At 68.7% G+C, this 21,971-nt stretch carries 26 protein-coding genes; 14 read left to right on the top strand and 12 right to left on the bottom strand.

All coding sequences use genetic code 11. From position 1 onward, the window contains the following. Positions 1-31 precede the first annotated feature (31 nt). On the top strand, positions 32-190 hold the full coding sequence (locus ACZ2G3_RS01920) for a hypothetical protein (RefSeq protein ID WP_419269997.1): 159 nt from the start codon (positions 32-34) through the stop codon (positions 188-190). A 65-nt stretch (positions 191-255) separates the two neighbouring features. Here ACZ2G3_RS01920 and prmC read toward each other — a convergent pair whose 3' ends face one another. From prmC to speB, 3 genes are all read right to left on the bottom strand, one after another. Beyond that, positions 256-1,083, bottom strand: coding sequence for a peptide chain release factor N(5)-glutamine methyltransferase (gene prmC, locus ACZ2G3_RS01915; RefSeq protein ID WP_470397294.1), 828 nt, complete (start codon positions 1,081-1,083; stop codon positions 256-258). Beyond that, the gene (gene prfA / locus ACZ2G3_RS01910) at positions 1,080-2,135 is read right to left on the bottom strand and encodes a peptide chain release factor 1 (protein WP_419269993.1); all 1,056 of its coding nucleotides are present in this window, start codon (positions 2,133-2,135) and stop codon (positions 1,080-1,082) included. Before prfA ends, prmC begins: the two co-directional genes overlap by 4 nt. Before the next feature lie 101 nt (positions 2,136-2,236). Next, the gene (speB, locus tag ACZ2G3_RS01905) at positions 2,237-3,196 is read right to left on the bottom strand and encodes an agmatinase (RefSeq protein ID WP_470397292.1); all 960 of its coding nucleotides are present in this window, start codon (positions 3,194-3,196) and stop codon (positions 2,237-2,239) included. Between the two features lie 257 nt (positions 3,197-3,453). Between speB and rpsF the strand changes: the two genes are divergently transcribed. The 4 genes from rpsF to bmt all read left to right on the top strand — a co-directional run bounded on the left by rpsF (position 3,454) and on the right by bmt (position 5,881). After that, the gene (rpsF, locus tag ACZ2G3_RS01900) at positions 3,454-3,885 is read left to right on the top strand and encodes a 30S ribosomal protein S6 (RefSeq protein WP_111300002.1); all 432 of its coding nucleotides are present in this window, start codon (positions 3,454-3,456) and stop codon (positions 3,883-3,885) included. Positions 3,886-3,898: 13 nt separating this feature from the next. Next, positions 3,899-4,126, top strand: coding sequence for a 30S ribosomal protein S18 (gene rpsR, locus ACZ2G3_RS01895; protein ID WP_103173059.1), 228 nt, complete (start codon positions 3,899-3,901; stop codon positions 4,124-4,126). A gap of 13 nt (positions 4,127-4,139) precedes the next feature. Continuing rightward, positions 4,140-4,724 carry a 50S ribosomal protein L9 gene (gene rplI / locus ACZ2G3_RS01890; protein WP_470397289.1) on the top strand — a complete coding sequence of 195 codons (585 nt, stop codon included), beginning with the start codon at positions 4,140-4,142 and terminating at the stop codon, positions 4,722-4,724. A gap of 164 nt (positions 4,725-4,888) precedes the next feature. Continuing rightward, positions 4,889-5,881 carry a betaine--homocysteine S-methyltransferase gene (gene bmt / locus ACZ2G3_RS01885; protein ID WP_470397287.1) on the top strand — a complete coding sequence of 331 codons (993 nt, stop codon included), beginning with the start codon at positions 4,889-4,891 and terminating at the stop codon, positions 5,879-5,881. Here bmt and ACZ2G3_RS01880 read toward each other — a convergent pair. Further along, positions 5,878-6,957: a PA0069 family radical SAM protein gene (locus ACZ2G3_RS01880; RefSeq protein WP_470397285.1), complete on the bottom strand. Its 1,080-nt coding sequence runs from the start codon at positions 6,955-6,957 to the stop codon at positions 5,878-5,880. The genes bmt and ACZ2G3_RS01880 overlap by 4 nt on opposite strands. A gap of 98 nt (positions 6,958-7,055) precedes the next feature. Here ACZ2G3_RS01880 and yghU point away from each other — a divergent pair, with 98 nt between their 5' ends. After that, positions 7,056-7,919, top strand: coding sequence for a glutathione-dependent disulfide-bond oxidoreductase (gene yghU / locus ACZ2G3_RS01875; RefSeq protein ID WP_419269985.1), 864 nt, complete (start codon positions 7,056-7,058; stop codon positions 7,917-7,919). A gap of 139 nt (positions 7,920-8,058) precedes the next feature. Here the strand turns inward: yghU and ilvC are convergent, their stop codons facing one another. Next, positions 8,059-9,081, bottom strand: a complete 1,023-nt coding sequence (gene ilvC / locus ACZ2G3_RS01870; RefSeq protein ID WP_470397282.1) for a ketol-acid reductoisomerase — start codon at positions 9,079-9,081, stop codon at positions 8,059-8,061. A 127-nt stretch (positions 9,082-9,208) separates the two neighbouring features. Here ilvC and ACZ2G3_RS01865 point away from each other — a divergent pair, with 127 nt between their 5' ends. Genes ACZ2G3_RS01865 through ACZ2G3_RS01855 form a run of 3 tightly spaced genes read left to right on the top strand, consistent with a single transcriptional unit; the run spans position 9,209 to position 10,625 of the window. Next, positions 9,209-9,664: an Lrp/AsnC family transcriptional regulator gene (locus ACZ2G3_RS01865; protein ID WP_470397281.1), complete on the top strand. Its 456-nt coding sequence runs from the start codon at positions 9,209-9,211 to the stop codon at positions 9,662-9,664. Beyond that, positions 9,661-10,119 (top strand): Lrp/AsnC family transcriptional regulator, encoded by a 459-nt coding sequence (locus ACZ2G3_RS01860; protein ID WP_470397279.1) that lies wholly within the window; start codon positions 9,661-9,663, stop codon positions 10,117-10,119. The genes ACZ2G3_RS01865 and ACZ2G3_RS01860 overlap by 4 nt, the downstream gene beginning before the upstream one ends. A gap of 56 nt (positions 10,120-10,175) precedes the next feature. Continuing rightward, entirely contained in the window at positions 10,176-10,625 is a 450-nt protein-coding gene (locus tag ACZ2G3_RS01855) for a DUF305 domain-containing protein (RefSeq protein ID WP_470397278.1), read from the top strand. A gap of 16 nt (positions 10,626-10,641) precedes the next feature. On the opposite strand, the gene ilvD is transcribed toward ACZ2G3_RS01855, so the two are convergent. Then, positions 10,642-12,480 carry a dihydroxy-acid dehydratase gene (gene ilvD, locus ACZ2G3_RS01850; RefSeq protein WP_470397277.1) on the bottom strand — a complete coding sequence of 613 codons (1,839 nt, stop codon included), beginning with the start codon at positions 12,478-12,480 and terminating at the stop codon, positions 10,642-10,644. A 262-nt stretch (positions 12,481-12,742) separates the two neighbouring features. Here ilvD and ACZ2G3_RS01845 point away from each other — a divergent pair, with 262 nt between their 5' ends. After that, positions 12,743-12,916 carry a hypothetical protein gene (locus ACZ2G3_RS01845; RefSeq protein WP_419269975.1) on the top strand — a complete coding sequence of 58 codons (174 nt, stop codon included), beginning with the start codon at positions 12,743-12,745 and terminating at the stop codon, positions 12,914-12,916. A 39-nt stretch (positions 12,917-12,955) separates the two neighbouring features. On the opposite strand, the gene ACZ2G3_RS01840 is transcribed toward ACZ2G3_RS01845, so the two are convergent. From ACZ2G3_RS01840 to ACZ2G3_RS01825, 4 genes are all read right to left on the bottom strand, one after another. After that, positions 12,956-13,555, bottom strand: a complete 600-nt coding sequence (locus tag ACZ2G3_RS01840) for an HNH endonuclease (protein ID WP_111299916.1) — start codon at positions 13,553-13,555, stop codon at positions 12,956-12,958. 177 nt (positions 13,556-13,732) lie between these two features. Then, complete coding sequence (locus ACZ2G3_RS01835; protein ID WP_470397275.1) at positions 13,733-14,389, bottom strand: alpha/beta hydrolase; 657 nt, start codon at positions 14,387-14,389, stop codon at positions 13,733-13,735. Then, the gene (locus ACZ2G3_RS01830) at positions 14,386-15,021 is read right to left on the bottom strand and encodes a DNA-3-methyladenine glycosylase family protein (RefSeq protein ID WP_419269972.1); all 636 of its coding nucleotides are present in this window, start codon (positions 15,019-15,021) and stop codon (positions 14,386-14,388) included. The genes ACZ2G3_RS01835 and ACZ2G3_RS01830 overlap by 4 nt, the downstream gene beginning before the upstream one ends. Beyond that, positions 15,014-15,637: a GntR family transcriptional regulator gene (locus tag ACZ2G3_RS01825; RefSeq protein WP_419269970.1), complete on the bottom strand. Its 624-nt coding sequence runs from the start codon at positions 15,635-15,637 to the stop codon at positions 15,014-15,016. The genes ACZ2G3_RS01830 and ACZ2G3_RS01825 overlap by 8 nt, the downstream gene beginning before the upstream one ends. 64 nt (positions 15,638-15,701) lie before the next feature. On the opposite strand from ACZ2G3_RS01825, the gene ACZ2G3_RS01820 reads away from it, so the two are divergent. The 3 genes from ACZ2G3_RS01820 to ACZ2G3_RS01810 all read left to right on the top strand — a co-directional run bounded on the left by ACZ2G3_RS01820 (position 15,702) and on the right by ACZ2G3_RS01810 (position 17,890). Continuing rightward, positions 15,702-16,391 (top strand): pyrimidine 5'-nucleotidase, encoded by a 690-nt coding sequence (locus ACZ2G3_RS01820; RefSeq protein ID WP_470397272.1) that lies wholly within the window; start codon positions 15,702-15,704, stop codon positions 16,389-16,391. 40 nt (positions 16,392-16,431) lie between these two features. Next, the gene (locus tag ACZ2G3_RS01815) at positions 16,432-16,611 is read left to right on the top strand and encodes a hypothetical protein (protein WP_419269966.1); all 180 of its coding nucleotides are present in this window, start codon (positions 16,432-16,434) and stop codon (positions 16,609-16,611) included. 79 nt (positions 16,612-16,690) lie between these two features. Continuing rightward, positions 16,691-17,890, top strand: coding sequence for a UbiH/UbiF family hydroxylase (locus tag ACZ2G3_RS01810; protein WP_470397270.1), 1,200 nt, complete (start codon positions 16,691-16,693; stop codon positions 17,888-17,890). Between the two features lie 91 nt (positions 17,891-17,981). On the opposite strand, the gene dapA is transcribed toward ACZ2G3_RS01810, so the two are convergent. Beyond that, on the bottom strand, positions 17,982-18,857 hold the full coding sequence (dapA, locus tag ACZ2G3_RS01805) for a 4-hydroxy-tetrahydrodipicolinate synthase (protein ID WP_419269962.1): 876 nt from the start codon (positions 18,855-18,857) through the stop codon (positions 17,982-17,984). Positions 18,858-18,979: 122 nt separating this feature from the next. Between dapA and ACZ2G3_RS01800 the strand changes: the two genes are divergently transcribed. Next, positions 18,980-21,043 carry a lytic transglycosylase domain-containing protein gene (locus ACZ2G3_RS01800; RefSeq protein ID WP_470397268.1) on the top strand — a complete coding sequence of 688 codons (2,064 nt, stop codon included), beginning with the start codon at positions 18,980-18,982 and terminating at the stop codon, positions 21,041-21,043. On the opposite strand, the gene ACZ2G3_RS01795 is transcribed toward ACZ2G3_RS01800, so the two are convergent. Further along, positions 20,982-21,965 (bottom strand): DMT family transporter, encoded by a 984-nt coding sequence (locus ACZ2G3_RS01795; protein ID WP_470397266.1) that lies wholly within the window; start codon positions 21,963-21,965, stop codon positions 20,982-20,984. The genes ACZ2G3_RS01800 and ACZ2G3_RS01795 overlap by 62 nt on opposite strands. Between the last annotated feature and the right edge of the window lie 6 nt (positions 21,966-21,971).

Here is a 21,971-nt window from a genome sequence, read left to right as displayed (position 1 = left end):
TGTCATGTTTCTGAAATTCAGGGGTGCCAGAATGAACTGGACGGCGTTGTCGGACGGCTACGGGGGCGTGCAGGACCTCTCCGTTCAGCCCTGCCTCGCCCCGGTCACGACGCAACTCGCGCGCTTTGGAATCGGCAGTGTCAGGCTGACCCATGCGTCGGCAATGGGCCTGTCGCACGCGGCTGACTAACCATGCCAGCGCCTCCGAGACAAGCAAAAACTGCCCCAAATCCGCGTGATCGCGCTGCAAACCGCCTAGAGGGTCGCAAAATCGGCCAGCACGACCCGGTCGCGGCCGTCCAGATCCGGCAGCACGCGGGCGGACGCCCCCTGGGCCGTGAACATCGCCGCGACCGCCGCCCCCTGGGTCGGTCCGATCTCGACCAGGACCAGCCCCCGCGGCGACAGCATGGCGCGCGCGCCGGCGGCGATGATCCGATAGGCGCCAAGGCCGTCGGCCCCGTCGGTCAGGGCCTGGCGCGGCTCCCAGTTGCGGACATCAGGCGACAGGCCGGCCATCTCGGCCAAGGCGATATAAGGCGGGTTCGACACGATCAGGTCGACGGGACCCTGAAGTCCCTCATACCAGTCGGCGCGGCGAAAGCGGGCATCCACGCTGATCTTGCGGGCGTTGAAGCGCGCCACCTCCAGCGCCGCCTCGGAGATGTCGGTGCCGGTGCCCCGCGTGCCCGGCCGCGCCGCCAGAAGCGAGATCAGGATGGCCCCCGTTCCGGTGCCCAGATCCAGGACCGAGTTCCAGGGCCGGGCCAGCGCGGCCTCGACCAGAGCCTCGGTTTCGGGGCGCGGGTCCAGCGTGTCGCGGGTGACCTTGAAGCGATGCGCCCAGAAGTCGCGAAAGCCCACGATCTGCGCGACCGGCTGGTGCAGGGCGCGGGCGGCGATGCCGCGGTTGAAGCGGGCTGCCTCATCAGGCGAAAGCGGCCGGTCGTCGGTGATGCGCAACTGGCCCGGCTCGATCTCCAGCACCGCGGCCAGGATGCGGTCGGCATCGCGCGCGGCGCCCTCGATCCCCGCGGCGCGCAAAAGGGCCGTGCCCTCGGCCTGGGCCAGCGACAGCCTCATTCGGCCTCGGCCAGGCGCGCGGCCTGGTCATGCGCGGTCAGCGCGTCGATGATCTCGGTCAGGTCGCCGGCCATGATGCGGTCCAGCGCATAGAGCGTCAGGTTGATGCGGTGATCGGTCATGCGGCCCTGCGGAAAGTTGTAGGTGCGGATGCGTTCGGACCGGTCGCCGCTGCCGACCTGGCTGCGCCGGTCGGCAGCGCGTTCGGCATCGGCACGCTGGCGCTCCATGTCATAGAGCCGCGCGCGCAGCACGGCCATGGCGTTGGCGCGGTTCTGGTGCTGGGATTTCTCGCTGCTGGTGACGACGATGCCGGTGGGCAGGTGGGTGATGCGCACGGCCGAATCGGTGGTGTTCACATGCTGGCCGCCGGCCCCCGACGCGCGCATCGTGTCGATGCGGATGTCGCCGGCGGGGATGTCGATCTGGGCGTCCTCGGCCGCCTCGGGCAGGACCGCGACGGTGGCGGCGCTGGTGTGGATGCGCCCGCCGGATTCGGTTTCCGGCACGCGCTGCACGCGATGGACGCCGGATTCGTATTTCAGCCGGGCAAAGACGCCCTCGCCCTCGATCCGGGCGACGGCTTCCTTGACGCCGCCCAACTCGGTCTGGGTCAGCTCCAGCATCTGAAAGCTCCAGCCCTGGCCCTCCGCGTGGCGGCGGTACATCGACAGCAGGTCGCCCGCGAACAGCGCGGCCTCGTCGCCGCCGGTGCCGGGGCGGATTTCCAGGATGGCGGGGCGCGCATCGGCGGCATCCTTGGGCAGGAGCGCGATGCGCAGGTCCTGCTCCAGCGCGGGCAGGGTGTCGTTCAGGCGGCGCAGCTCGTCCTGGGCCAGGTCGCGCATCTCGGGGTCGTCCAGCATGGCCCGGGCCTCGGCGATGCCGTCCCGGGCTGCGCGCCAGCGGGCGACCTGCTCGACCACGGGCTTCAGTTCGGCATATTCGCGGCTGATCTTGGCGATCTGGTCGGGCGCGGCGCCCGCGTTCAGCTGCGCCTCGAGAAACTCGAAGCGTTGCGTGATCTGGGCAAGGCGATCCTGGGGCAACATGCCTTGCACTTAGCGCCCCCCCGGCGCTGCGGCAAGCGGCTGCGGCAGGGGCGCCGCAGGGGGGCGAGGGCAGGATGCCCCCCGCCGTCGCGGGACGCAGTTCATCGCCGGTTCCAGCCGTAGAGCGCGATCAGTTCCATCGCGACATGGGCCCCCGCGATGGCCGTGGCCCCGGTCGTGTCATAGGGGGGCGACACCTCGACCACGTCGCCGCCGATCAGGTCGATCCCCGCCAGCCCGCGCAGCAGCGCCGCCGCCTGCCAGCTGGCCAGCCCGCCCCAGACCGGCGTTCCCGTGCCGGGCGCGAAGGCCGGGTCCAGCGCGTCGATGTCGAAGGTGACATAGCAGGGGCGGTCCCCCACCACCGCCCGGATGCGCGCCAGCGTGGCCTCGATCCCGTCCCGGTGGACCCCGGCCGCGTCCAGGATCGTGACCCCCATCGTGTCGGGATTGTCGGTGCGGATGCCGACGCTGACGCTGGCCGACGGGTCCACCAGCCCCTGCCGGATCGCCTTGTAGAGGAAGGTGCCGTGGTCGATCCGGTCCATGTCGTCATCGGCCCAGGTGTCGGAATGGGCATCGAACTGGATCAGCGCCACCGGCCCCCGCCGCGCCGCCACCGCGCGCAGGATCGGCAGGGTGATGAAGTGATCGCCGCCAAGGGTGATCGGCACCGCGCCCGCGTCAAGGATGGCGCCCAGATGCGCCTCGATCCGGGCGGGCACGCCGCGGGTGTCGGCATAGTCGAAGGCCATGTCGCCGTGATCCACCACGTTCAGCAGCGACAGCGGATCATAGCCCCAGCCATAGGGCGCGTCGAAGGCCTGCAGGGTCGAGGCCTCGCGGATCGCGCGCGGCCCGAAGCGGGTGCCCGGCCGGTGCGTCACCGCCTGGTCGAAGCAGATGCCCGTGACCGCCACGTCCACGCCCGCCAGGTCCTTGGTATAGCGCCGCCGCAGGAAGCTGGTGGCGCCGCCAAAAGCGTTCTCATAGGACAGGCCGCGCAGTTCGCTGCGGGTGAAGGCCTGATCCACCTGGTTCTTCGCGTCTTCCAGCGCCATCGTCCGTCCGCCCCCGCCCCCTGATTGCAGGGCGCAGCCTGCCCCGCGGCCGCTGCAACCGCAAGGGCCGGCGCGGCCGTCCGTCCACCTTCCCGACGCGCCTCCCGGGCCGCCCGCGAATCCCCTTGCGTCCGCAGCATTTGCTGATATGAAGCCGCATCCTTCCGCCTGCTTTCCTGAACCGGCGCAGCCTCTCGTGACGGGTGCGGAAGGGACGACCCGTCGATGAAATGCGCACCAACACCGAAAGGATCGCCATGCCTCTGTATGAGCATGTGCTGATCGCCCGCCAGGACCTGTCGAATACGCAGGCCGAAGGGCTGATCGAACACTTCTCGACCGTTCTCGCCGATAACGGCGGCAAGGTCGTCGAGCACGAATACTGGGGTGTCCGCACCCTGGCCTACAAGATCAACAAGAACCGCAAGGGCCACTATGCCTTCCTGCGCACCGACGCCCCCTCGGACGCGGTGCTGGAAATGGAACGCCTGGCCCGCCTGCATGATGACGTGATGCGCGTGATGACCATCCGCGTGGACGAGCATCAGGAAGGCCCCTCGGTCCAGATGCAGAAGCGCGAAGAGCGCGGCGAGCGTGGCGACCGCGGCGACCGTCCCCGTGGCGACCGTCCGGACCGTGGCGATCGCGGCGACCGTGGTGATCGCGGCGAACGCCGCGAGCGGAACTGAGAGGATCTGAGACATGGCGAACAAACCGTTCTTCCGCCGCCGCAAGGTCTGCCCGTTCTCGGGCGAGAATGCCCCGGCGATCGACTACAAGGACACGCGTCTGCTGCAGCGCTACATCAGCGAGCGCGGCAAGATCGTGCCGTCGCGCATCACCGCAGTCTCGGCCAAGAAGCAGCGTGAGCTGGCCCGCGCCATCAAGCGCGCCCGCTTCCTCGCCCTGCTGCCCTATGTCGTGAAGTAAGGAGACCTGAAAGATGCAAGTCATCCTGCTGGAACGCGTGGCCAAGCTTGGCCAGATGGGCGAAGTCGTCAACGTCAAGCAAGGCTACGCCCGCAACTACCTCTTGCCGCAGGGCAAGGCGCTGCGCGCGTCGGAGGCCAACATCAAGGCCTTTGAAGGCCAGAAGGCCCAGCTTGAGGTCCGCAACGCCGAATCCAAGGCCGAAGCCCAGGGCCTTGCCGAGAAACTGGACGGGCAGACCTTTGTGGTCATCCGTTCGGCCTCTGATTCGGGCGCGCTTTACGGTTCGGTCACGACCCGTGACGCCGCCGAGGCCGCGACCGAGGCCGGGTTCACCGTCGACCGCAAGCAGGTCACCCTGCGCGCGCCGATCAAGGACCTGGGCCTGCACGACGTCACCGTCGTGCTGCACCCGGAAGTCGAGGCGACCATCACCCTGAACGTGGCGCGTTCGGCCGAAGAAGCCGAACTGCAGGCCCAGGGCAAGTCGATCCGCGACCTGGCCGACGAGGCTGATGCCGAGGCCGAGTTCGAGATCGCCGAGCTGTTCGACGACATCGGCGGTGCCGACGACGGCGAAAGCGACGACCGCAACTGATCTGCCAAAATTGTGCAGATGATTTTGACCGCGCCGGGAAACCGGCGCGGTTTTTCGTTCGTTCATGGGGAAATTGTTTCCCCCGGACGGCGCGAACTGGCATGGACCTGATGATTGGAACCCCCGACGCGGGCCCCGTGGCCCCGCGAGGCAAGGATATGACGATGACGGACGCGCTCAGCCGGATGCTCCAGACGCGGCCCCATGTGCTGGCCGACGGCGCCACGGGGACGACGCTGCTGAACATGGGCCTGGACGCGGCCACCCCGGCCGAGCTGTGGAACGCCACCCATCCCGGCCGCATCGCCCAGCTGCACCGGGGCGCGGTCGAGGCCGGCTCGGACCTGTTCCTGACCAACAGCTTTGGCGCCAATGCCAGCCGGTTGCGCCTGCATGGCCTGCAGGGCCGGGTGGCCGAACTGAACCGCCTGGCCGCCGGGATCGGCCGCGACGAGGCCGACCGCGCCAGCCGCCCCGTGATCGTCGCCGGCAGCATGGGCCCCATCGGCGAGATCATGGCCCCGATGGGCAGCCTGACCCATACCCGCGCGGTCGAGATGTTCCACGAACAGGCGGAGGCGCTGCGCGACGGCGGCGCCGACATCCTGTGGGTCGAGACGCTGTCTTCGCTGGAGGAGCTGAAGGCCGCGGCCGAGGCGGCGCGGCTGGCCGGCATGGCCTGGTGCGGGTCGCTCTCCTTCGACACGGTCGGCCGGACGATCATGGGCGTGACGCCGGGCCAGCTATCGGCCGCGGTGGAGCGGCTGCCGAACCCGCCCGTGGCCTATGGTGCCAATTGCGGCGTCGGCGCGTCCGACCTGCTGCGCACGGTGACGGGCTTTGTCGCGTCCGGGAACGAGCGCCCGATCATTGCCAAGGGCAATGCCGGGGTCCCGCATCTGCAGGACGGCCATATCCATTACGACGGCACGCCCGAGTTGATGGCGGATTACGCCTGCCTGGCGCGCGACCTGGGCGTGCGGGTGATCGGCGGCTGCTGCGGCACCCTGCCCGAGCATCTACGTGCCATGCGCGACGCGCTGGAGGCGCGCCCGGTCGGCCCGCGCCCCAGCCTGGACCAGATCACCGCCCGGCTTGGCGCCTTCAGCAGCACGGGCGATGGTGATGGCGGCCTGACGATCGGGCGGCGCCACTAGAACAGCGACAGCTGGTCCCCGGCCCTTGGCGGCGGGCCAAAGCGGCTGCAGTCCAGGGGCGGGCTGCCGGTGCGGTAGCCCAGGCGCCTGCGGGCCAGGCGGAACCGCTGAAGGGCCAGCTGCGCCTCGACCCCCTCGCCCCGGAACCGGTGCCCGAAGCGAGGGTCGTTGTCGCGTCCGCCGCGCATCGCCTGCACGCGGTTCATCACATGCGCGGCCATGCCGGGCCGGTGGCGGTCCAGCCAGTCCCGGAACAGCGGAGCGACCTCGTGCGGCAGGCGCAGGGGGATCATGCTGGCCGTGGTCGCGCCGGCTTCGCGGGCGGCGGTCAGGATCGCCTCGATCTCGGGCTCGGTCAGGACGGGGATGACCGGGGCCACCATCACGCGGACCGGCACACCCGCTCGGGACAGATCGCGGATCATCCGCAGGCGCGTGGCGGGCGCGGGCGCCCGCGGCTCCAGCGCGCGGGCCAGGTCCGCGTCCAGCGTGGTCACGCTGATCCCGACGGCCGCCTGGTCGCGGGCTGCCAGTTCCGCCCACAGGTCCAGGTCGCGCAGCACCGTCTGGCCGCGCGTGACCAGCGTCACCGGGTGGTTCCAGTCGCGCAGCACCCGCAGGATGCCCGGCATGATCGCCAGCCTGGCCTCGATCGGCTGATAGGGATCGGTATTCGTTCCCAGCGCGATCGGCGCGGGCCGATAGCTGGGTCGCGCCAGTTCGCGGGCCAGCATTTCGGCCGCCTCTGGTTTGGCGGTGATCTTGGTCTCGAAATCCAGGCCGGGCGACAGGTCCAGAAAGGCATGGCTGGGCCGGGCATAGCAGTAGATGCAGCCATGCTCGCAGCCCCGATAGGGGTTGATCGAGCGGTCGAAGCCGATATCGGGCGAGGTGTTGCGGGTGATGATGCTGCGCGGGCGCTCGGTCGTGACCTCGGTCCGCAGCAGGGCCTGATCCTCGGGGATGTCCCAGTCGTCGGATTCGCGGATGCGGGTTTCGCGGTCGAACCGCCCGGCGGGCCGGGTGTCGGCGCCGCGGGCCTTCAGGCGCTGGTCGGGATCACGGGGCGGAAGCATGGCCCGATTATAGAACACATGGGGAACATCGCAAGGGCCCGGTTGATGTCGGGCCGCTGCGCCCACATCTTTGGCCCGACGCAATACAGGATATCCCGATGAGCGACGACTATACCCCGCCCAAGGTCTGGACCCCCGGCAAGGAGAACGGCGGCCAGTTCGCCAGCATCAACAAGCCCACCGCAGGGGCGCAATACGACCGCGACCTGCCCCTGGGCCAGCATCCGCTGCAGCTTTATTCGCTGGCCACGCCCAACGGGCAGAAGGTCACGATCCTGCTGGAGGAGCTGCTGGAGGCCGGCCATGCGGCCGACTACGATGCCTGGCTGATCAAGATCGGCGATGGCGACCAGTTCGGCAGCGGTTTCGTCGGCGCGAACCCCAACAGCAAGATCCCGGCGCTGATGGACCATTCCGTCACCCCGCCGCAGCGGGTCTTCGAATCAGGCTCGATCCTGCTGTACCTGGCGGAAAAATACGGCGCCTTCCTGCCCACCGACCCGGCGGCGCGGACCGAGACGCTGAACTGGCTGTTCTGGCAGATGGGCGCGGGCCCCTATCTGGGCGGCGGCTTCGGGCATTTCTACGCCTATGCGCCCACCAAGATCGAATATGCGATCGACCGCTTTACCATGGAGGTCAAGCGTCAGTTGGACCTGCTGGACAAGCGCCTGGCCGAGACGCGCTTTGTTGCGGGCGAGGAGTACACCATCGCCGACATGGCGATCTGGCCCTGGTACGGACGGCTGATCACCGGCGGCGCCTATGGCGATGCGGCGACCTTCTTGGATGCGGACAGCTATCGCAACCTGCACCGCTGGCAGGCCGAGATCGCGGCGCGCCCGGCGGTCCAGCGCGGGATCATGGTCAACAACGTGTCCGGCGATCCGTCCAAGCAGCTTCACGAACGTCACGATGCGTCCGATTTCCAGACGCGCACCCAGGACAAGCTGGAGGCATGAGGAAGGGGGGCCTTGCCCCCCGACCTGTCCTTTCCTGAGGGTATTTCGACATCAGAGAACGGTTTCTTCGTGGCTCAAATACCCCGCGGGGGTCCGGGACGGGGGTCCGGGGGTGTGAAACCCCCGGCCTTGCGCCGGATCAGTTGCGGGCGCGGTCGACCATCTTGCCCTTGGAGATCCAGGGCATCATCTCGCGCAGCTTGGCGCCGACCTGCTCGATCTGGTGTTCGTCATTGGCGCGGCGCGAGGCCTTCAGCGTCGGCTGGCCGACAGCATTCTCCAGCATGAAGTCGCGGACGAACTTGCCCTGCTGGATGTCGGCCAGAACCGCCTTCATGCGGGCCTTGGTCTCCTCGTAGGGCAGGATGCGCGGGCCGGTGACGTACTGACCGTATTCTGCCGTGTTCGAAATCGAATAGTCCATGTTGGCGATGCCGCCCTCATAGATCAAATCGACGATCAGCTTCACCTCGTGCAGGCATTCGAAATAGGCCATCTCGGGGGCATAGCCCGCCTCGACCAGCGTCTCGAAGCCGCAGCGGATCAGCTCGACCAGGCCGCCGCACAGGACCGCCTGTTCGCCGAACAGGTCGGTCTCGCATTCCTCGCGGAAGTTGGTCTCGATGATGCCCGAGCGCCCGCCGCCGATGGCCGAGCAGTAGGACAGGCCGATATCCATCGCCTTGCCCGAGGCGTCCTGGTGCACCGCGACCAGGCAGGGCACGCCGCCGCCCTTGGTGTATTCGCCGCGAACCGTGTGGCCGGGGCCCTTGGGCGCCATCATGATGACGTCGACGCCGGGCTTGGGCTGGATCAGGCCGAAATGCACGTTCAGGCCATGCGCAAAGGCGATCGCCGCACCCTCGCGCAGGTTGTCATGGACGTATTTCTTGTAGGTTTCGGCCTGCAGTTCGTCCGGCATGGTGAACATGATGACGTCACACCAGGCGGCGGCCTCGGCGATGCCCATGACCTTCAGGCCCTCGCCTTCGGCCTTCTTGGCCGAGGGGCTGCCCTCGCGCAGGGCGACGACCACGTTCTTGGCGCCGCTGTCGCGCAGGTTCAGCGCATGGGCATGGCCCTGGCTGCCATAGCCCAGGATCGCGACCTTGGCTTCCTTGATCAGGTTCACGTCGCAGTCGCGGTCATAGTAAACGCGCATCGGGGTATCCTTTCATTCTGCTGCTGACGTTCTAGCCCGAAAACGGTGATGGCGGGCGGCAATCAGCGCGATGCTGCGGCATCTTGTAAAATGATCATGCCGTGATATGGCCACTTTCATGATTTTCATGCCTGACAGCACCGATCGCCGCATCCTGCGCCAGCTTCTGGCCGATCCCGGCGCCGCCAATTCGGCCCTGGCCGAACGTGCGGGCGTGACGCCTGCCAGCCTCTGGCGGCGGATGGAGCGGATGCGCGAGGAGGGTGTGCTGCGCGGTGTGCAGGCGCGCATCGACTGGCGCGCCATGGGCTGGGCGGTCGAGGTGTCCCTGCGCTTCACGCTGGACAAGACCAACCCCCGCGCCTTCGACGAATTCCTGGCCGCCCTGCGGCAGGTGCCCGAGGTGATCGAGATCCAGTCCTTTCTGGGCAGCGTGGACTGGCGCGCCTCGGTCATCGCGCGGGACATGGCGCATTGGCAGCAGGTCTATCGCGACCGCATCCTGACCCTGCCCCATATCGCCGAACTGGACGCGCTGATGCTGGTCGCCACCATCAAGGACAGCGGGGAGTTGCCGCTGTGATCGACCTGGACGCGACCGACCTGGCGATCCTGCGCCTGCTGGCCGATGACGCGACCCGCAGCGCCGCCGACCTGGGCCGGACCGTGGGGATCGGCCAGCCCGCCGCCTGGCGGCGCGTCAAGCGCCTGACCGACCAGGGGGTGATCGCCGGGCGGCGCGTGGTGCTGGACCCCGCCGCCCTGGGCTTTGGCGTCACGGTCTTCCTGGGCATCAAGCTGGCCGCCAAAGGCCGCACGGGCCTTGAGGATTTCGAACGCGCGGTGACCGCGATCCCCGAGGTGCAGCTGGTCCAGCATGTGCTGGGCCAGTTCGACTACCGCCTGCGGATCACCGCCCGCGACATCAGCGATTTCGAGCGCATCCTGCGCCGCCGCATCATGACCCTGCCAGGCGTGGGTCAGGTCGAGGCGAATGTCATGCTGTCCGAGGAACGCCGCCCCGGCCCCTTGGGCTAAGGGAACATCGGCGTCCTTCTGCCGTTGGGTCGGGAACCCGGATGAAAGGCCGCGCCATGTCCTATGCACGCTTCCTGGCAACCATTGCCGTCTCGACCCTCGTGATGTTCGCGATGATGTATCTGAACACCTGGGACCTGTCGCATGTCTGGTTCAGCCAGACCCGCGCCTGGATGGCGCTTTACATGGGCGGAGGCATGGCGGTTGTCATGCTGGTGGCGATGTGGGGCATGTTTCCCGACCGGGCGCGGAACTTCATGGTGCTGGCGGGGGCGGTGGTCGTCTTTGGCCTGGGGGTCGCGATGGTGCGCAGCCAGGCGACGGTCGACCAGGTGTCCTGGATGAAGGCGATGATCCCCCACCATTCGATCGCCATCCTGACCAGCACCCGGGCCGAGATCACCGATCCCCGCGTCCGTGACCTTGCCGATGCCATCATCGAGACGCAGCGCCGCGAGATCGCGGAGATGGAGGCGCTGATCGAGGAGTTGGAGGGCGCCGACTGACCGGCGCCCCGCCCTCTTATTCCGGGATGACCCGCACCGCGCCGCGGGCGGCGCTGGTGGTCATCGCCGCATAAGCACGCAGCGCGGTCGAGACTTTGCGCTGGCGCGGCTTGGCGGGCTTCCAGCCCTCCGCCTCGCGGACGGCGCGGCGGGCGGCTAGGGTGGCGTCGTCCACCACCAGTTCGATCCGGCGGTTGGGGATATCGATGCGGATCGTATCGCCCTGCTCCACCAGACCGATGGTGCCGCCTTCGGCCGCCTCGGGCGAGACATGGCCGATCGACAGGCCCGAGGACCCGCCCGAGAAACGCCCGTCGGTCACCAGCGCGCAGGCCTTTCCCAAGCCCTTGGATTTCAGGTAGCTGGTCGGGTACAGCATCTCCTGCATCCCCGGCCCGCCGCGCGGCCCTTCATAGCGGATCAGCACGACCTCTCCGGGCTTGACCTTGCCGGTCAGGATGGCGCTGACGCTGTCGTCCTGGCTTTCGAAGATGTGGGCCGGGCCTTCGAAGGTCAGGATCGATTCGTCCACGCCTGCGGTCTTCACGATGCAGCCGTCCTCGGCCAGGTTTCCGTACAGCACCGCCAGACCGCCGTCCTGGCTGAAGGCATGTTCCGGCGCGCGGATCACGCCCTTTTTGCGGTCCAGGTCCAGGTCGCCATAGCGGCGGTCCTGGGAAAAGGCCGTCTGCGTCGGCACGCCGCCGGGGGCCGCGCGGAAGAAGTCGTGGACGCTGGCCGCATCGGTGCGCGACACGTCCCACCGGTCCAGCGCCTGCGCCAGCGTGCCGGAATGGACGCTGCCCACGGAGGTGTCCAACAGGCCCGCGCGGTCCAGCTGGCCCAAGATGGCCATAATGCCGCCGGCGCGGTGGACGTCCTCCATGTGGACATCGTCCTTGGCGGGCGCGACCTTGCACAGGACCGGCACCTTGCGCGACAGGCGGTCGATGTCGGACATGGTGAAGTCGATCCCGGCCTCATGGGCGGCGGCCAGCAGGTGCAGGACGGTGTTGGTCGAACCGCCCATCGCGATGTCCAGCGTCATCGCGTTCTCGAAGGCGGCAAAGCTGGCGACGTTGCGCGGCAGCACGCTGGCATCCTCGCCCTCGTAATAGCGCTTGGCCAGGTCCACGACCAAGTGGCCCGCCTCGACGAACAGGCGCTTGCGGTCGGCATGGGTGGCCAGGGTCGATCCGTTGCCGGGCAGCGACAGGCCCAAGGCCTCGGTCAGGCAGTTCATCGAATTGGCCGTGAACATGCCAGAACAGGACCCGCAGGTCGGGCAGGCCGCCTGCTCGATCGACTGCAGATCGGCTTCCGAGACCGAATCATCGGCCGCGGCCACCATGGCATCGACCAGGTCCAGCGCCTTGACGCGGCCGTCCTGCAGCACGACCTTGCCCGCCTCCATCGGCCCGCCGGACACGAAGACGGTGGGGATGTTCAGCCGCAGCGAGGCCATCAGCATGCCTGGCGTGATCTTGTCGCAGTTGCTGATGCAGACCATCGCGTCGGCGCAATGGGCGTTGACCATGTATTCGACGCTGTCGGCGATGACCTCGCGCGAGGGCAGCGAATAGAGCATCCCGTCATGGCCCATGGCGATGCCGTCATCGACCGCGATGGTGTTGAATTCCTTGGCGATGCCGCCGGCCGCCTCGACCTCGCGGGCGACCAGCTGGCCCAGGTCCTTCAGGTGGACATGGCCCGGCACGAACTGGGTGAAGCTGTTGACGATGGCGATGATGGGCTTGCCGAAGTCGCTGTCCTTCACCCCGGTCGCACGCCACAGGCCACGCGCGCCTGCCATGTTGCGGCCATGGGTGGTGGTGCGGGAACGATAGGCGGGCATGGCTGATCTCCTTTGGCTGGATCAGCATTTAACACTCCTGCCGGCGGAAGGAAATTACCGCTGGAGGGGATGGGCCGTGGTTTTCTGTGGGAAATGCGCAGAGCTGCCATGCAATGGCGGCCTCCGGACCCCTTTCCGCGGGCGCTGCGACAAAACCGCCCGAACCGCCTGAAAGGCTGCGGAAACCGGCCGGCATTTTCACGATGTCCTTTCCAACCTTCCCCTGCATCCTCATATTGAGGAGCAGGAGAGGAGCGTTCCCATGCCGTTGACCCATTTCCTGATGCTGATCACGCTTGTCATTCTGGGCGCAGCCCTGACGCTGTGGGTCGGGTTTTCCGCCGGCATCCCGCCCGTCGCGATCCTTCTGGTCGCCCTCAGCGCGGCGCTGCTGCTGCATCTGGGCCACCGCGAGGGGCAGGACCCTGAAAGCTGACCGGTGACGGATAACCGCGACATCTGACCGGGCCGCGGCTCAGCTTTCCAGTTCGGCGTCCCAGTAGAGGAAATCCATCCAGCTGTCATGCAGATGATTCGGCGGAAAGCGCCGTCCGATCGCGTGCATCTCGTCCGACGAGGGCTGGCGGGGCGGCTTGCGCAGGTGCATCCCGGAATGGCGCAGGCTGCGATTGGCCTTTTTCAGGTTGCAGGGCGAACAGGCGGCGACCACGTTTTCCCAGCTGGTGACGCCGCCGCGGGACCGCGGCACCACATGGTCAAAGGTCAGATCGCCCTTGGCGCCGCAATACTGGCAGGCGAATTCGTCCCTCAGAAAAAGATTGAAGCGCGTGAATGCCACGCGCTTCTGGGGTCTCACATAATCCTTGAGGACGACGACCGAGGGGATCCGGAAGGCCTGTCGCTGACTTCGGACCACCTCGTCATATTCGGCCAGGATGCTGACCCGGTCCAGGAAGACCGCCTTGATCGCCTCCTGCCAAGGCCAGAGCGACAGGGGGTAATAGCTGAGCGGGCGGAAATCGGCGTTCAGAACCAGCGCCGGGTGATGACGCAGGCTGGCCGGCTCGCGCACGAACTGGGTTCGGAATTCCGTCTGGTGTTGCTCGTCCAGCATATCGCCTTCCCGCCTGCCCCGTGGGGTGACCGGGGCGCCCGTCAGATCCATAACCCGACTATATATCGCGTCGGGCATCTGGCAAGTCCCCGCATCTATCCGGGGCAAACCAGGACATAACGGGCGGCGGTGACAGCAGCATGACAGGGGGCCGCCGTAGGGCGGAAGGCAGCCGGTTCAGGCCCCCAGCTGCTCGCGCAGGAAGGCCAGCGCCACCGACAGCCCGTCCGGAGAGATGCCGTGCCCGGTCCCCTTCATCACATGGCCATAGACGGTAAAGCCCGCCGCCTGCAGCGCTTGGCCCGCCAGGCCCATCTCCTCGAAGGGCACCATCTGGTCGTCATCGCCATGCACCAGCAGGACCGGGGGCTTGACCCGCGCCTCGGCGGCCAGGGTCTCGGGCTCCAGCAGGCGGCCGGAAAAGCCCACGATGCCGGCCACGGCCTTGGGCCGGCGCGGCGCCACGTGCAACGCCATCATCGTCCCCTGGGAAAAGCCGACCAGCACCATCCGCTCCGCCGTCAGCCCCTCATCCGCCAGCACCTTGTCCAGGAAGCTGTCCAGAGCCGTGATCGACTGCCCCATGCTGGAGCGCGCGTCGGCCTCGGACGAGCCGTCCAGCCAGGGGATCGGAAACCACTGAAAGCCCATGGGATTGTTGCGGCAGGGTTCCGGCGCGTCGGGCGCATAGAAGGCCGTGTCCGGCAGATGGGCGGCCAGCGGATCGGCCAGGCCCAGAAGGTCGGTCCCGTCGGCGCCGTAGCCGTGCAGAAAAACGACGACCGAACCGGCCTTGGCGGGGCCCTTGCGGGCGGATGTCAGCGGTGCGGTCATGTGGTTCCCTCGCGTCCCTTGGCCAGCCGGTAATAGGCCCAGAGCCCGCGCGCCGCAACCGCGCGCCAGGGCTGCCAGGGTTCGGCCAGCGCGCGCAGCGCCTTGGGACCGGGCCGTTCGGGCAGGTCGTACATCACCCGCGCCGCCTCCTGCAGCGCCAGGTCGCCGGCCGCGAATACGTCGGCGCGGCCCAGGGCGAATTTCAGATAGATCTCGGCCGTCCAGACGCCGATGCCGGGCAACGCCACCAGCTGCGCGATGGCCTGGTCGTCGGGCAGATCCCGCAAGCCCTCCCAGTCCAGCCGCGCCTCGGCGATGCCGCGCAGATAGCGCGCCTTGGGACGCGATAGGCCCACCGCCCGCAGCGTGTCATCGTCGGCCGCCCGCAGCGCCGCCTGGTCGGTCAGGCCCGCGGCCTCCAGCCGGGTCCAGATCGAGGCCGCCGCCGCGACCGAGATCTGCTGGCCCACGATGGCGCTGGCCATGGCGGCAAAGCCGTCCGGGCGCCGGCGCAGCGGCAGGGGGCCCAGCTGCGGCAGGACCCGCGCCCAGACCGGGCAGACGGCCGCCAGATGGGCGCAGCCCTCGGCGATGTCATCCTCGGTCAGGATCAGGCGCGGGACCTCAGCCACCGGCCTTTGCCTCCAGCTTCAGCCGTGTCTCCCAGGCCATGGAAATATGCTGCCGCAGCGCCCGGTCCGCCGCCGCCCCGTCACCCGCCGCGATCGCATCCACGATCCGCGCATGTTCCGCCAGGGCCGTCTCGCTGCGCCCTTCGGCCGCCAGCGAGGTGCGCGCCATCAGCGCCATCGTGCGGTGCACCAGGTCCAGCTGCTGGACAAGGTAGCGGTTGTGCGAGGCCAGGTGGATCTGCCGGTGGAACCGCTTGTTGGTCCGGGCCAGGATCTCGGGGTCGCCCTTGGCCTGACGGTCCTCCTCGACCATCTGGGCCAGGACGCGGACCTCCTCGGGGGTCGCGTGGCGCGCGGCCAGCCGACCGGCCAGCGCCTCCAGCTCGGCCCGGACGGTGTAAAGCTCGGCCAGCTGGTTGTGATCCAGAGAGGCGACGATCAGGCTGCGCCCGTCGCGCACCAGCATGGCCTGCGTCTCCAGCCGCTGCAGCGCCTCGCGCACGGGCGTGCGGCTGACGCCGAAGCGCTCGGCCAGCTCGGATTCGACCAGCCGGTCGCCGGGGCGATAGGTGCCGCCCTCGATGGCGGCCAGGATCAGGGAATAGGCGTCCTTCATGGCCGCACGATTGGACGGCCCGCGCCGAATTGCAAGCGCGCCCGGCCCAAGCTATGCCAAGGACATGGATTTTTCGCATGTACGCGTCTGGATCTTCGATCTGGACAACACGCTCTACCCGCCCGAGGCGCAGCTGTTCGCGCAGATCGAGACGCGGATGACGCAATGGATGATGCGCGCCCTGGGCGTGCCGCAGGATGCCGCCAACCGGCTGCGCGCCGAATACTGGCGGCTGCACGGGACGACGCTGGCCGGGTTGATGGCCGAACATGCCGTGGACCCCGCTGCCTACCTGGCCGACGTGCATGACATCGACTTCTCGGTCCTGGACCCGGCGCCGGATCTGGCGCAGGCGATCGCCGCCCTGCCCGGCCGCCGGATCATCCACACCAATGGCGATGCCCGCTATGCCCGCAAGGTGCTGGCCGGGCGCGGGTTGCACGGAGAGGAGCTGTTCGATGCGGTCTATGGCATCGAGGAGACCGGATTTCACCCCAAGCCCGCCCGCGAAGCCTTTGACCGCGTGCTGGCCCAGGCCCGGATCGACCCGCGCGAGGCCGCCTTCTTCGAGGACGATCCCCGCAACCTGCTGGTCCCGCATCAGCTGGGCATGCGCACGGTCCTGGTCGGCCAGGGCCGCCACGGACCCGACAGCCTGGCCGATGATGCCGATCACGGGGTCCATGTGCAGCACCGCACCGACGACCTGGCTGCGTTCCTGCGTCGCATTGCGCCGACCGCAGCGGCCAACTAAGCCGGTTCGCGAACGCGCGCCACCCAAGGGGATCCAACCCATGAACCAGATCGCGAAATCGCGCCATTTTTTCCATGTCATCGTCTTGGCCGTGGCCGCCGTGCTGGCGGCGGCCGTGCTGCTGGTCACCAATCTCGGCCTGCCCGTGCTGGGGCTGCTGGGGCTTGCGCTGACGGTCGTCGTCTTCACCATCATGCTGGCCTTCACCGCCGGAAACTGACCGGCTGCGACAGCACCGCCCCTTCCCTCCGGCGCCGCCGGGGGGCAGGATAGAAGGCCAAGGACCAAGGGGCTGTTCCATGACCGGCACGACGATCGACGACATCGACATCCTGATTTCGGGCGGGGGGATCGCCGGGCTGATCGCCGCGGCGGCTTTCGGGGCCGAGGGATTTTCGGTTCTTTGCGTCGATCCCGCCCCGCCCGTCACAGATGAAGGCAAGGACGGCGCCGACCTGCGCTCGACCGCCTTCCTGACGCCCTCGGTCACGTTGTTGGAACGCATCGGCCTGTGGGAGCCCTTGGCCCCGCATGCCACAGCGCTGCAGGTGATGCGCATCGTCGATGCCGGCGGCGCAGAGCCGCAGCCCAGGCTGGTGCGCGACTTCGACGCGGCCGAGATCGGCACCCAGCCCTTTGGCTGGAACCTGCCCAACTGGCTTTTGCGGCGGGAGATCGCGGCCCGGCTGGACAACCTCCAGACCGTCCGGTTCCGCCCCGGTACGGGCACGGCCACGGTCGTGGCCCGCGACGAAGGCGCCGTGGTCGGCCTGACCGATGGCAGCCGGGTGCGCACGCGCCTGCTGATCGGCGCCGACGGCCGCAATTCGCCGGTGCGGCAGGCGCTCGGCATCGGGGTGCGCACGCTGCGTTACGGGCAAAAGGCGCTGGCCTTTGCCGTCACCCATGACCAGCCCCACCACAATGTCTCGACCGAGGTGCACCGCTCGGGTGGACCCTTCACGCTGGTGCCGCTGCCCGACCGGGGCGGCACGCCCTCCTCGGCGGTGGTCTGGATGGAAAGCGGCCGCGAGACCGCGCGGCTCAAGGACCTGTCCCGCGCGGCCTTCGAGGCCGAATTGAACGCCCGCTCCGCCGGGGTGCTGGGCCATTTGACGCAGGCGACGCAGCTGACGGAATGGCCGATCATCAGCCAGATCGCCGACCGCTTCACCGGCCCCCGCACCGCCCTGATTGCCGAGGCCGCGCATGTCGTGCCGCCGATCGGCGCGCAGGGCCTGAACATGAGCCTGGCCGACCTGGGTGCGCTTCTGGATCTCAGCCGTGCCGATCCCGGCAGCGCCGCATCGCTGGCGCGCTATGACCGCAGCCGCCGCCCCAAGGCCTATGGGCGGCTTCTGGGGATCGACGCGCTGAACCGCGCCAGCCAAGCCCAAGCGCGCCCGCTGCGCGACCTGCGTGCGGCGGCCCTGGGCGGGCTTTATGGCATCGCTCCGGTGCGGCGGCTGATGATGCGGGCGGGCTTGGGTCTGCGCTGACGCATCTTCGTTGCGCAAACACCCCGCCGGGGGGAATCACGGCGCGCGATGGGGGCAGCGCCCCCATCTCACTCCATTGTGCCGGATCGGCTCAGATCAGCCCGGCATGTTCCAGCGCCGCGTCGATCAGGCGGCGCGTCGGCTCGGTCAGGGGCGTCAGCGGCAGCCGGACGCTGTCATTGCACATGCCAAGGCGCGACATCGCGTATTTTGCGCCGACCAGCCCCGGCTCAACGAAGATCGCCAGGTGCAGCGGCATCAGCCGGTCCTGGAACTCCAGTGCGGCGGCATAGTCGCCGCGCAGCGTCGCCTCCTGGAACTGCGCGCACAGGCGGGGCGCCACATTGGCCGTCACGCTGATGCAGCCGACGCCGCCATGGGCGTTGAAGCCAAGCGCCGTCGCGTCCTCTCCGGACAGCTGCACGAAATCGGGGCCGCAGGTCAGGCGCTGGCAGCTCACGCGCTCCAGCTTGCCGGTCGCGTCCTTGACCCCGATGATCGAGGGGATCCTTGCCAGCACGCCCATCGTCTCGGGCGTCATGTCGATCACCGAACGGCCGGGAATGTTGTAGATGATGATCGGCAGGTCGCAGGCGTCGGTCAGCGCCGTGTAATGCGCGATCAGCCCGGCCTGGGTCGGCTTGTTGTAATAGGGCGTCACCACCAGGCCCGCATCCGCGCCGACGCTGGCGGCATGCTGCAGCAGGCCGATTCCCTCGCGGGTGGAATTCGACCCCGCCCCCGCGATGACCGGAATGCGGCCGTCGACGGCCTTGACGACCTCCTCGATGACCAGCCGATGTTCGTCATGGGTCAGGGTGGGGCTTTCGCCGGTGGTGCCGACCGGGACCAGGCCGTGGCTGCCCTCTTCCACATGCCATTCGACCAGCTTCTTCAGCGTGTCCAGATCCAGCTCGCCGTCCTGGGTGAACGGCGTGACGAGGGCTGGCAGGGACCCTTTGAACATGACACGCTCCTTGGTGGTCTGGGTGGTCTGGAAGGATTTCTGCGGCCTCACTATCGCCGGCTGCGGAACTTGCCAAGGTTGTGTATTGCGTCGGAGGGTTTTGATCGTGACACAGGGTGGTGATGCGACTTCTGCGTGACATGCTCTGTGCGGGGCTGGTGCTGGCCCTTCCCCTTGCCCTGCCGGCGCGGGCCGAGGAACCGGGGGCAATGGCCCTGGCGCTGGCGGCCGCCGACGTATCAGACTGGGTAACCGCCCGCGACGCCGCACGGCGCGCGGGTCCCTTGGCCGAGGCGATGGTCGGCTGGCAGTCGCTGCGCGCGGGCCATGGCGAGTTTGCCGACTATGCGAACTTCCTGCGCGAAAATCCCGATTGGCCGGGCCTCGACCTGCTGGTCCAGCGGGGCGATGCCAAACTGCGCGCCGATGCGCGGCCAGACGACCTGAGGCTGTGGTTCCGCGACCGCCTGCCGGCCACGCGCATCGCGATGGAGGCGCTGGCCGCCGCCCTGCCCGAGGCCGAGGCCAAGATCCTGCGCGAAAGTTTCTTCACCAACCGCCCCCTGCCCGCCGGTGACGAGGCCGCACTACTGGAGGCCCATCCCGCGCTGCAGGACCTGATCCCGGCGCGCGCCGCGGCGCTGCTGGACGCGCGGGAATGGGCCGGGGCCGAACGCCTGCTGGACCGCCTGCCCGAGGATCAGCGCCCGCTGGCCCGCGCCCGGATCGCGCTCCAGTCCGGGCGCGAGGGGGTGGACGACCTGATCCTGGCCCTGCCGCCCGACCAGCGTGCCGATCCGGGCCTGACCATGGACCGCTTTCTGTGGCGCGTGGGGGCCAAGCAGCACGAGGGCGCGCAGGCCCTGATGCTGGAGGCCTCGACCAGTGCCGAGGCGCTGCGCGATCCGTCCGCATGGGCGCCGATGCGGGTCGATTATGCGCGGCTGGCCATGCGCAACGGCGACTGGCCGCGCGCGCTGCGGCTGGCGCGTTCCCATTTCCTGCCGCCCGAGGATCGCCATTACGCCGATCTGGAATGGCTGGCGGGCTTTGCGGCGCTGAAGACGGACGATCCTGCCGGTGCGCTGGAGCATTTCCTGCACCTGGAAACCGTCGTCGGCGCCGCCATCAGCAAGGCCCGCGCCTTTTACTGGCAGGGCCGCGCGCACGAGGCACTGGGCAATGGCCGCGCCGCCCGCACCGCCTATGAGGCCGCCGCCGGATTTCCGGGCGTCTATTACGGGCAGTTGGCGATGGAGAAGGTCGACGCCCCGATGCCCGCGGATTACGCGGTCCCCGGCGCCGCGCTGGACACCCTGCCCGACTGGCGCGGCAGCGGATTGCGCGACAACGGGCTGTTCCGGGCCGGGCTGTGGCTGATCTCGTCGGGCCGGCGGGACGAGGCGCAGCGGTTCTTCCTGCAGCTGGCCCGTACCGCCGCCCCCGAGGACATCGCCCGCATGGCCCGCGTCATGTACGAGGCGGGCGCCCCTTGGCACGGGCTGCGGCTGGCCAAGCAATCGGCCAACCAGGGCGTGATCTGGCCGGCCGCGCATTTCCCCCTGACCGGGCTGGAGACCGAGGATCTGGGCCCCCCGCCCGAACTGGTCATGGCCATCGCGCGGCAGGAATCCGAGTTCAACCATACCGCCGCCAGTCCCGTCGGCGCACGCGGCCTGATGCAGGTCATGCCCGCCACGGCCGAGCAGACGGCGCGCCAGCTGCGCCTGCCCTATGACGAGGCGCGCCTGTCGCGCGACGCGGCCTATAACGCCCGGATCGGGGCGGCCTATCTGTCGGGACTGTCGGACCGGTTCGGTCCTTCGGTTGCGCTGATCGCCTCGGGCTACAATGCCGGGCCGGGGCGGCCGGCGCGCTGGCTGGGGGATTTCGGCGACCTGCGCCGCGACGCGGACCCGGTCGAATGGGTCGAGCTGATCCCCTTTGACGAGACCCGCAACTATGTCATGCGCGTGGCCGAGGCGTTGCCTGTCTATCGCGCGCGCATCCACGGCAAGCCCGCACCCGTGGTCACCCGGTGGGACCTGTCTGGGGGCGGTCAGGTGCCCCCGCCCCCGGCGCGCCTGACCCTGGCGCTGTCGGCCCGGCCGAACCCCAAGCCCTTTATCGGGCCCCGCCTGCCGGAGGGCTGGCCAAGGATTTCCGCCTCTGTCGCAGCAGAGTGAAGATGCCTGCGCCCACGACGATCGCACCGCCGATCACGACATTGGCGCGCAGCGTCTCGTTGAACAGCCAGACGCCGATGAAGCTGACCCAGACCAGCTGCGTATAGGCGAAGGGCTGCAGGGCCGAGGCCTCGGCCATCTCGTAGCTGCGGATCATCAGGTAATGCGAGGACATGCCGCAGACGCAGAGGCAGCCCATCCAGATCCAGTCCATCGGCGCCAGCCATTGCCAGTCCCAGATGCCCACCAGCGTGATCGCGACGGCGCCTGAAATCCCCGTCCAGAAAAAGCTGACCATCGCCGGATCGTCGCGCGACACGTGCCGCGTCAGCAGGCCATAGAGCGCAAACAGCAGCGCCGCGGCGAAGGGCAGCAGCGCGGTGGTGCTGACAACCCCGCCGCCGGGGTTCAGGATCACCAGGATGCCGGAAAAGCCCACCCCGATTGCCGTCCAGCGCCGCCAGCCGACCTTTTCCCCCAAAAGCGGCCCGCTGAGCGCGGCCACCATCAGCGGATAGACGGAAAAGACCGCATGCGTCTCGATCAGGCCCAGGCGCACGAAGGCCTCGACCATCAGCATCACCTCCAGCGCCAGGATGGCGCCGCGGGCGATCTGGGTCAGGGGGCGCTTGGTGCGGATCGCGCGCCTGAGGCCGCCGGGCTGGCGCGACACCAGCACGACCGCGAAGGCCGCAAAGACCCAATAGCGCAGCATGACGATCAGCGAGGCCGGGTACTGGCTGCCCAGCACCCGGGAAAAGGCGTCCTGGAAGGCGAAGATCAGGCTGACCGCGCACATCAGGAAGATCGCCAGACCCGTGCGGTCGCGCCCGGGCCCCTTGGTCATCGGCGGCAGGGGCGGCGGCGCGGATGCCGTGGCGGCAGAGGCGGCATAGGGCGGGTGGGACTGATCGTCAGGCATGGGCAC

This window comes from Paracoccus sp. KKT209 (genome assembly GCF_055635455.1).
This window is presented reverse-complemented; position numbering and strand designations above follow the sequence as displayed.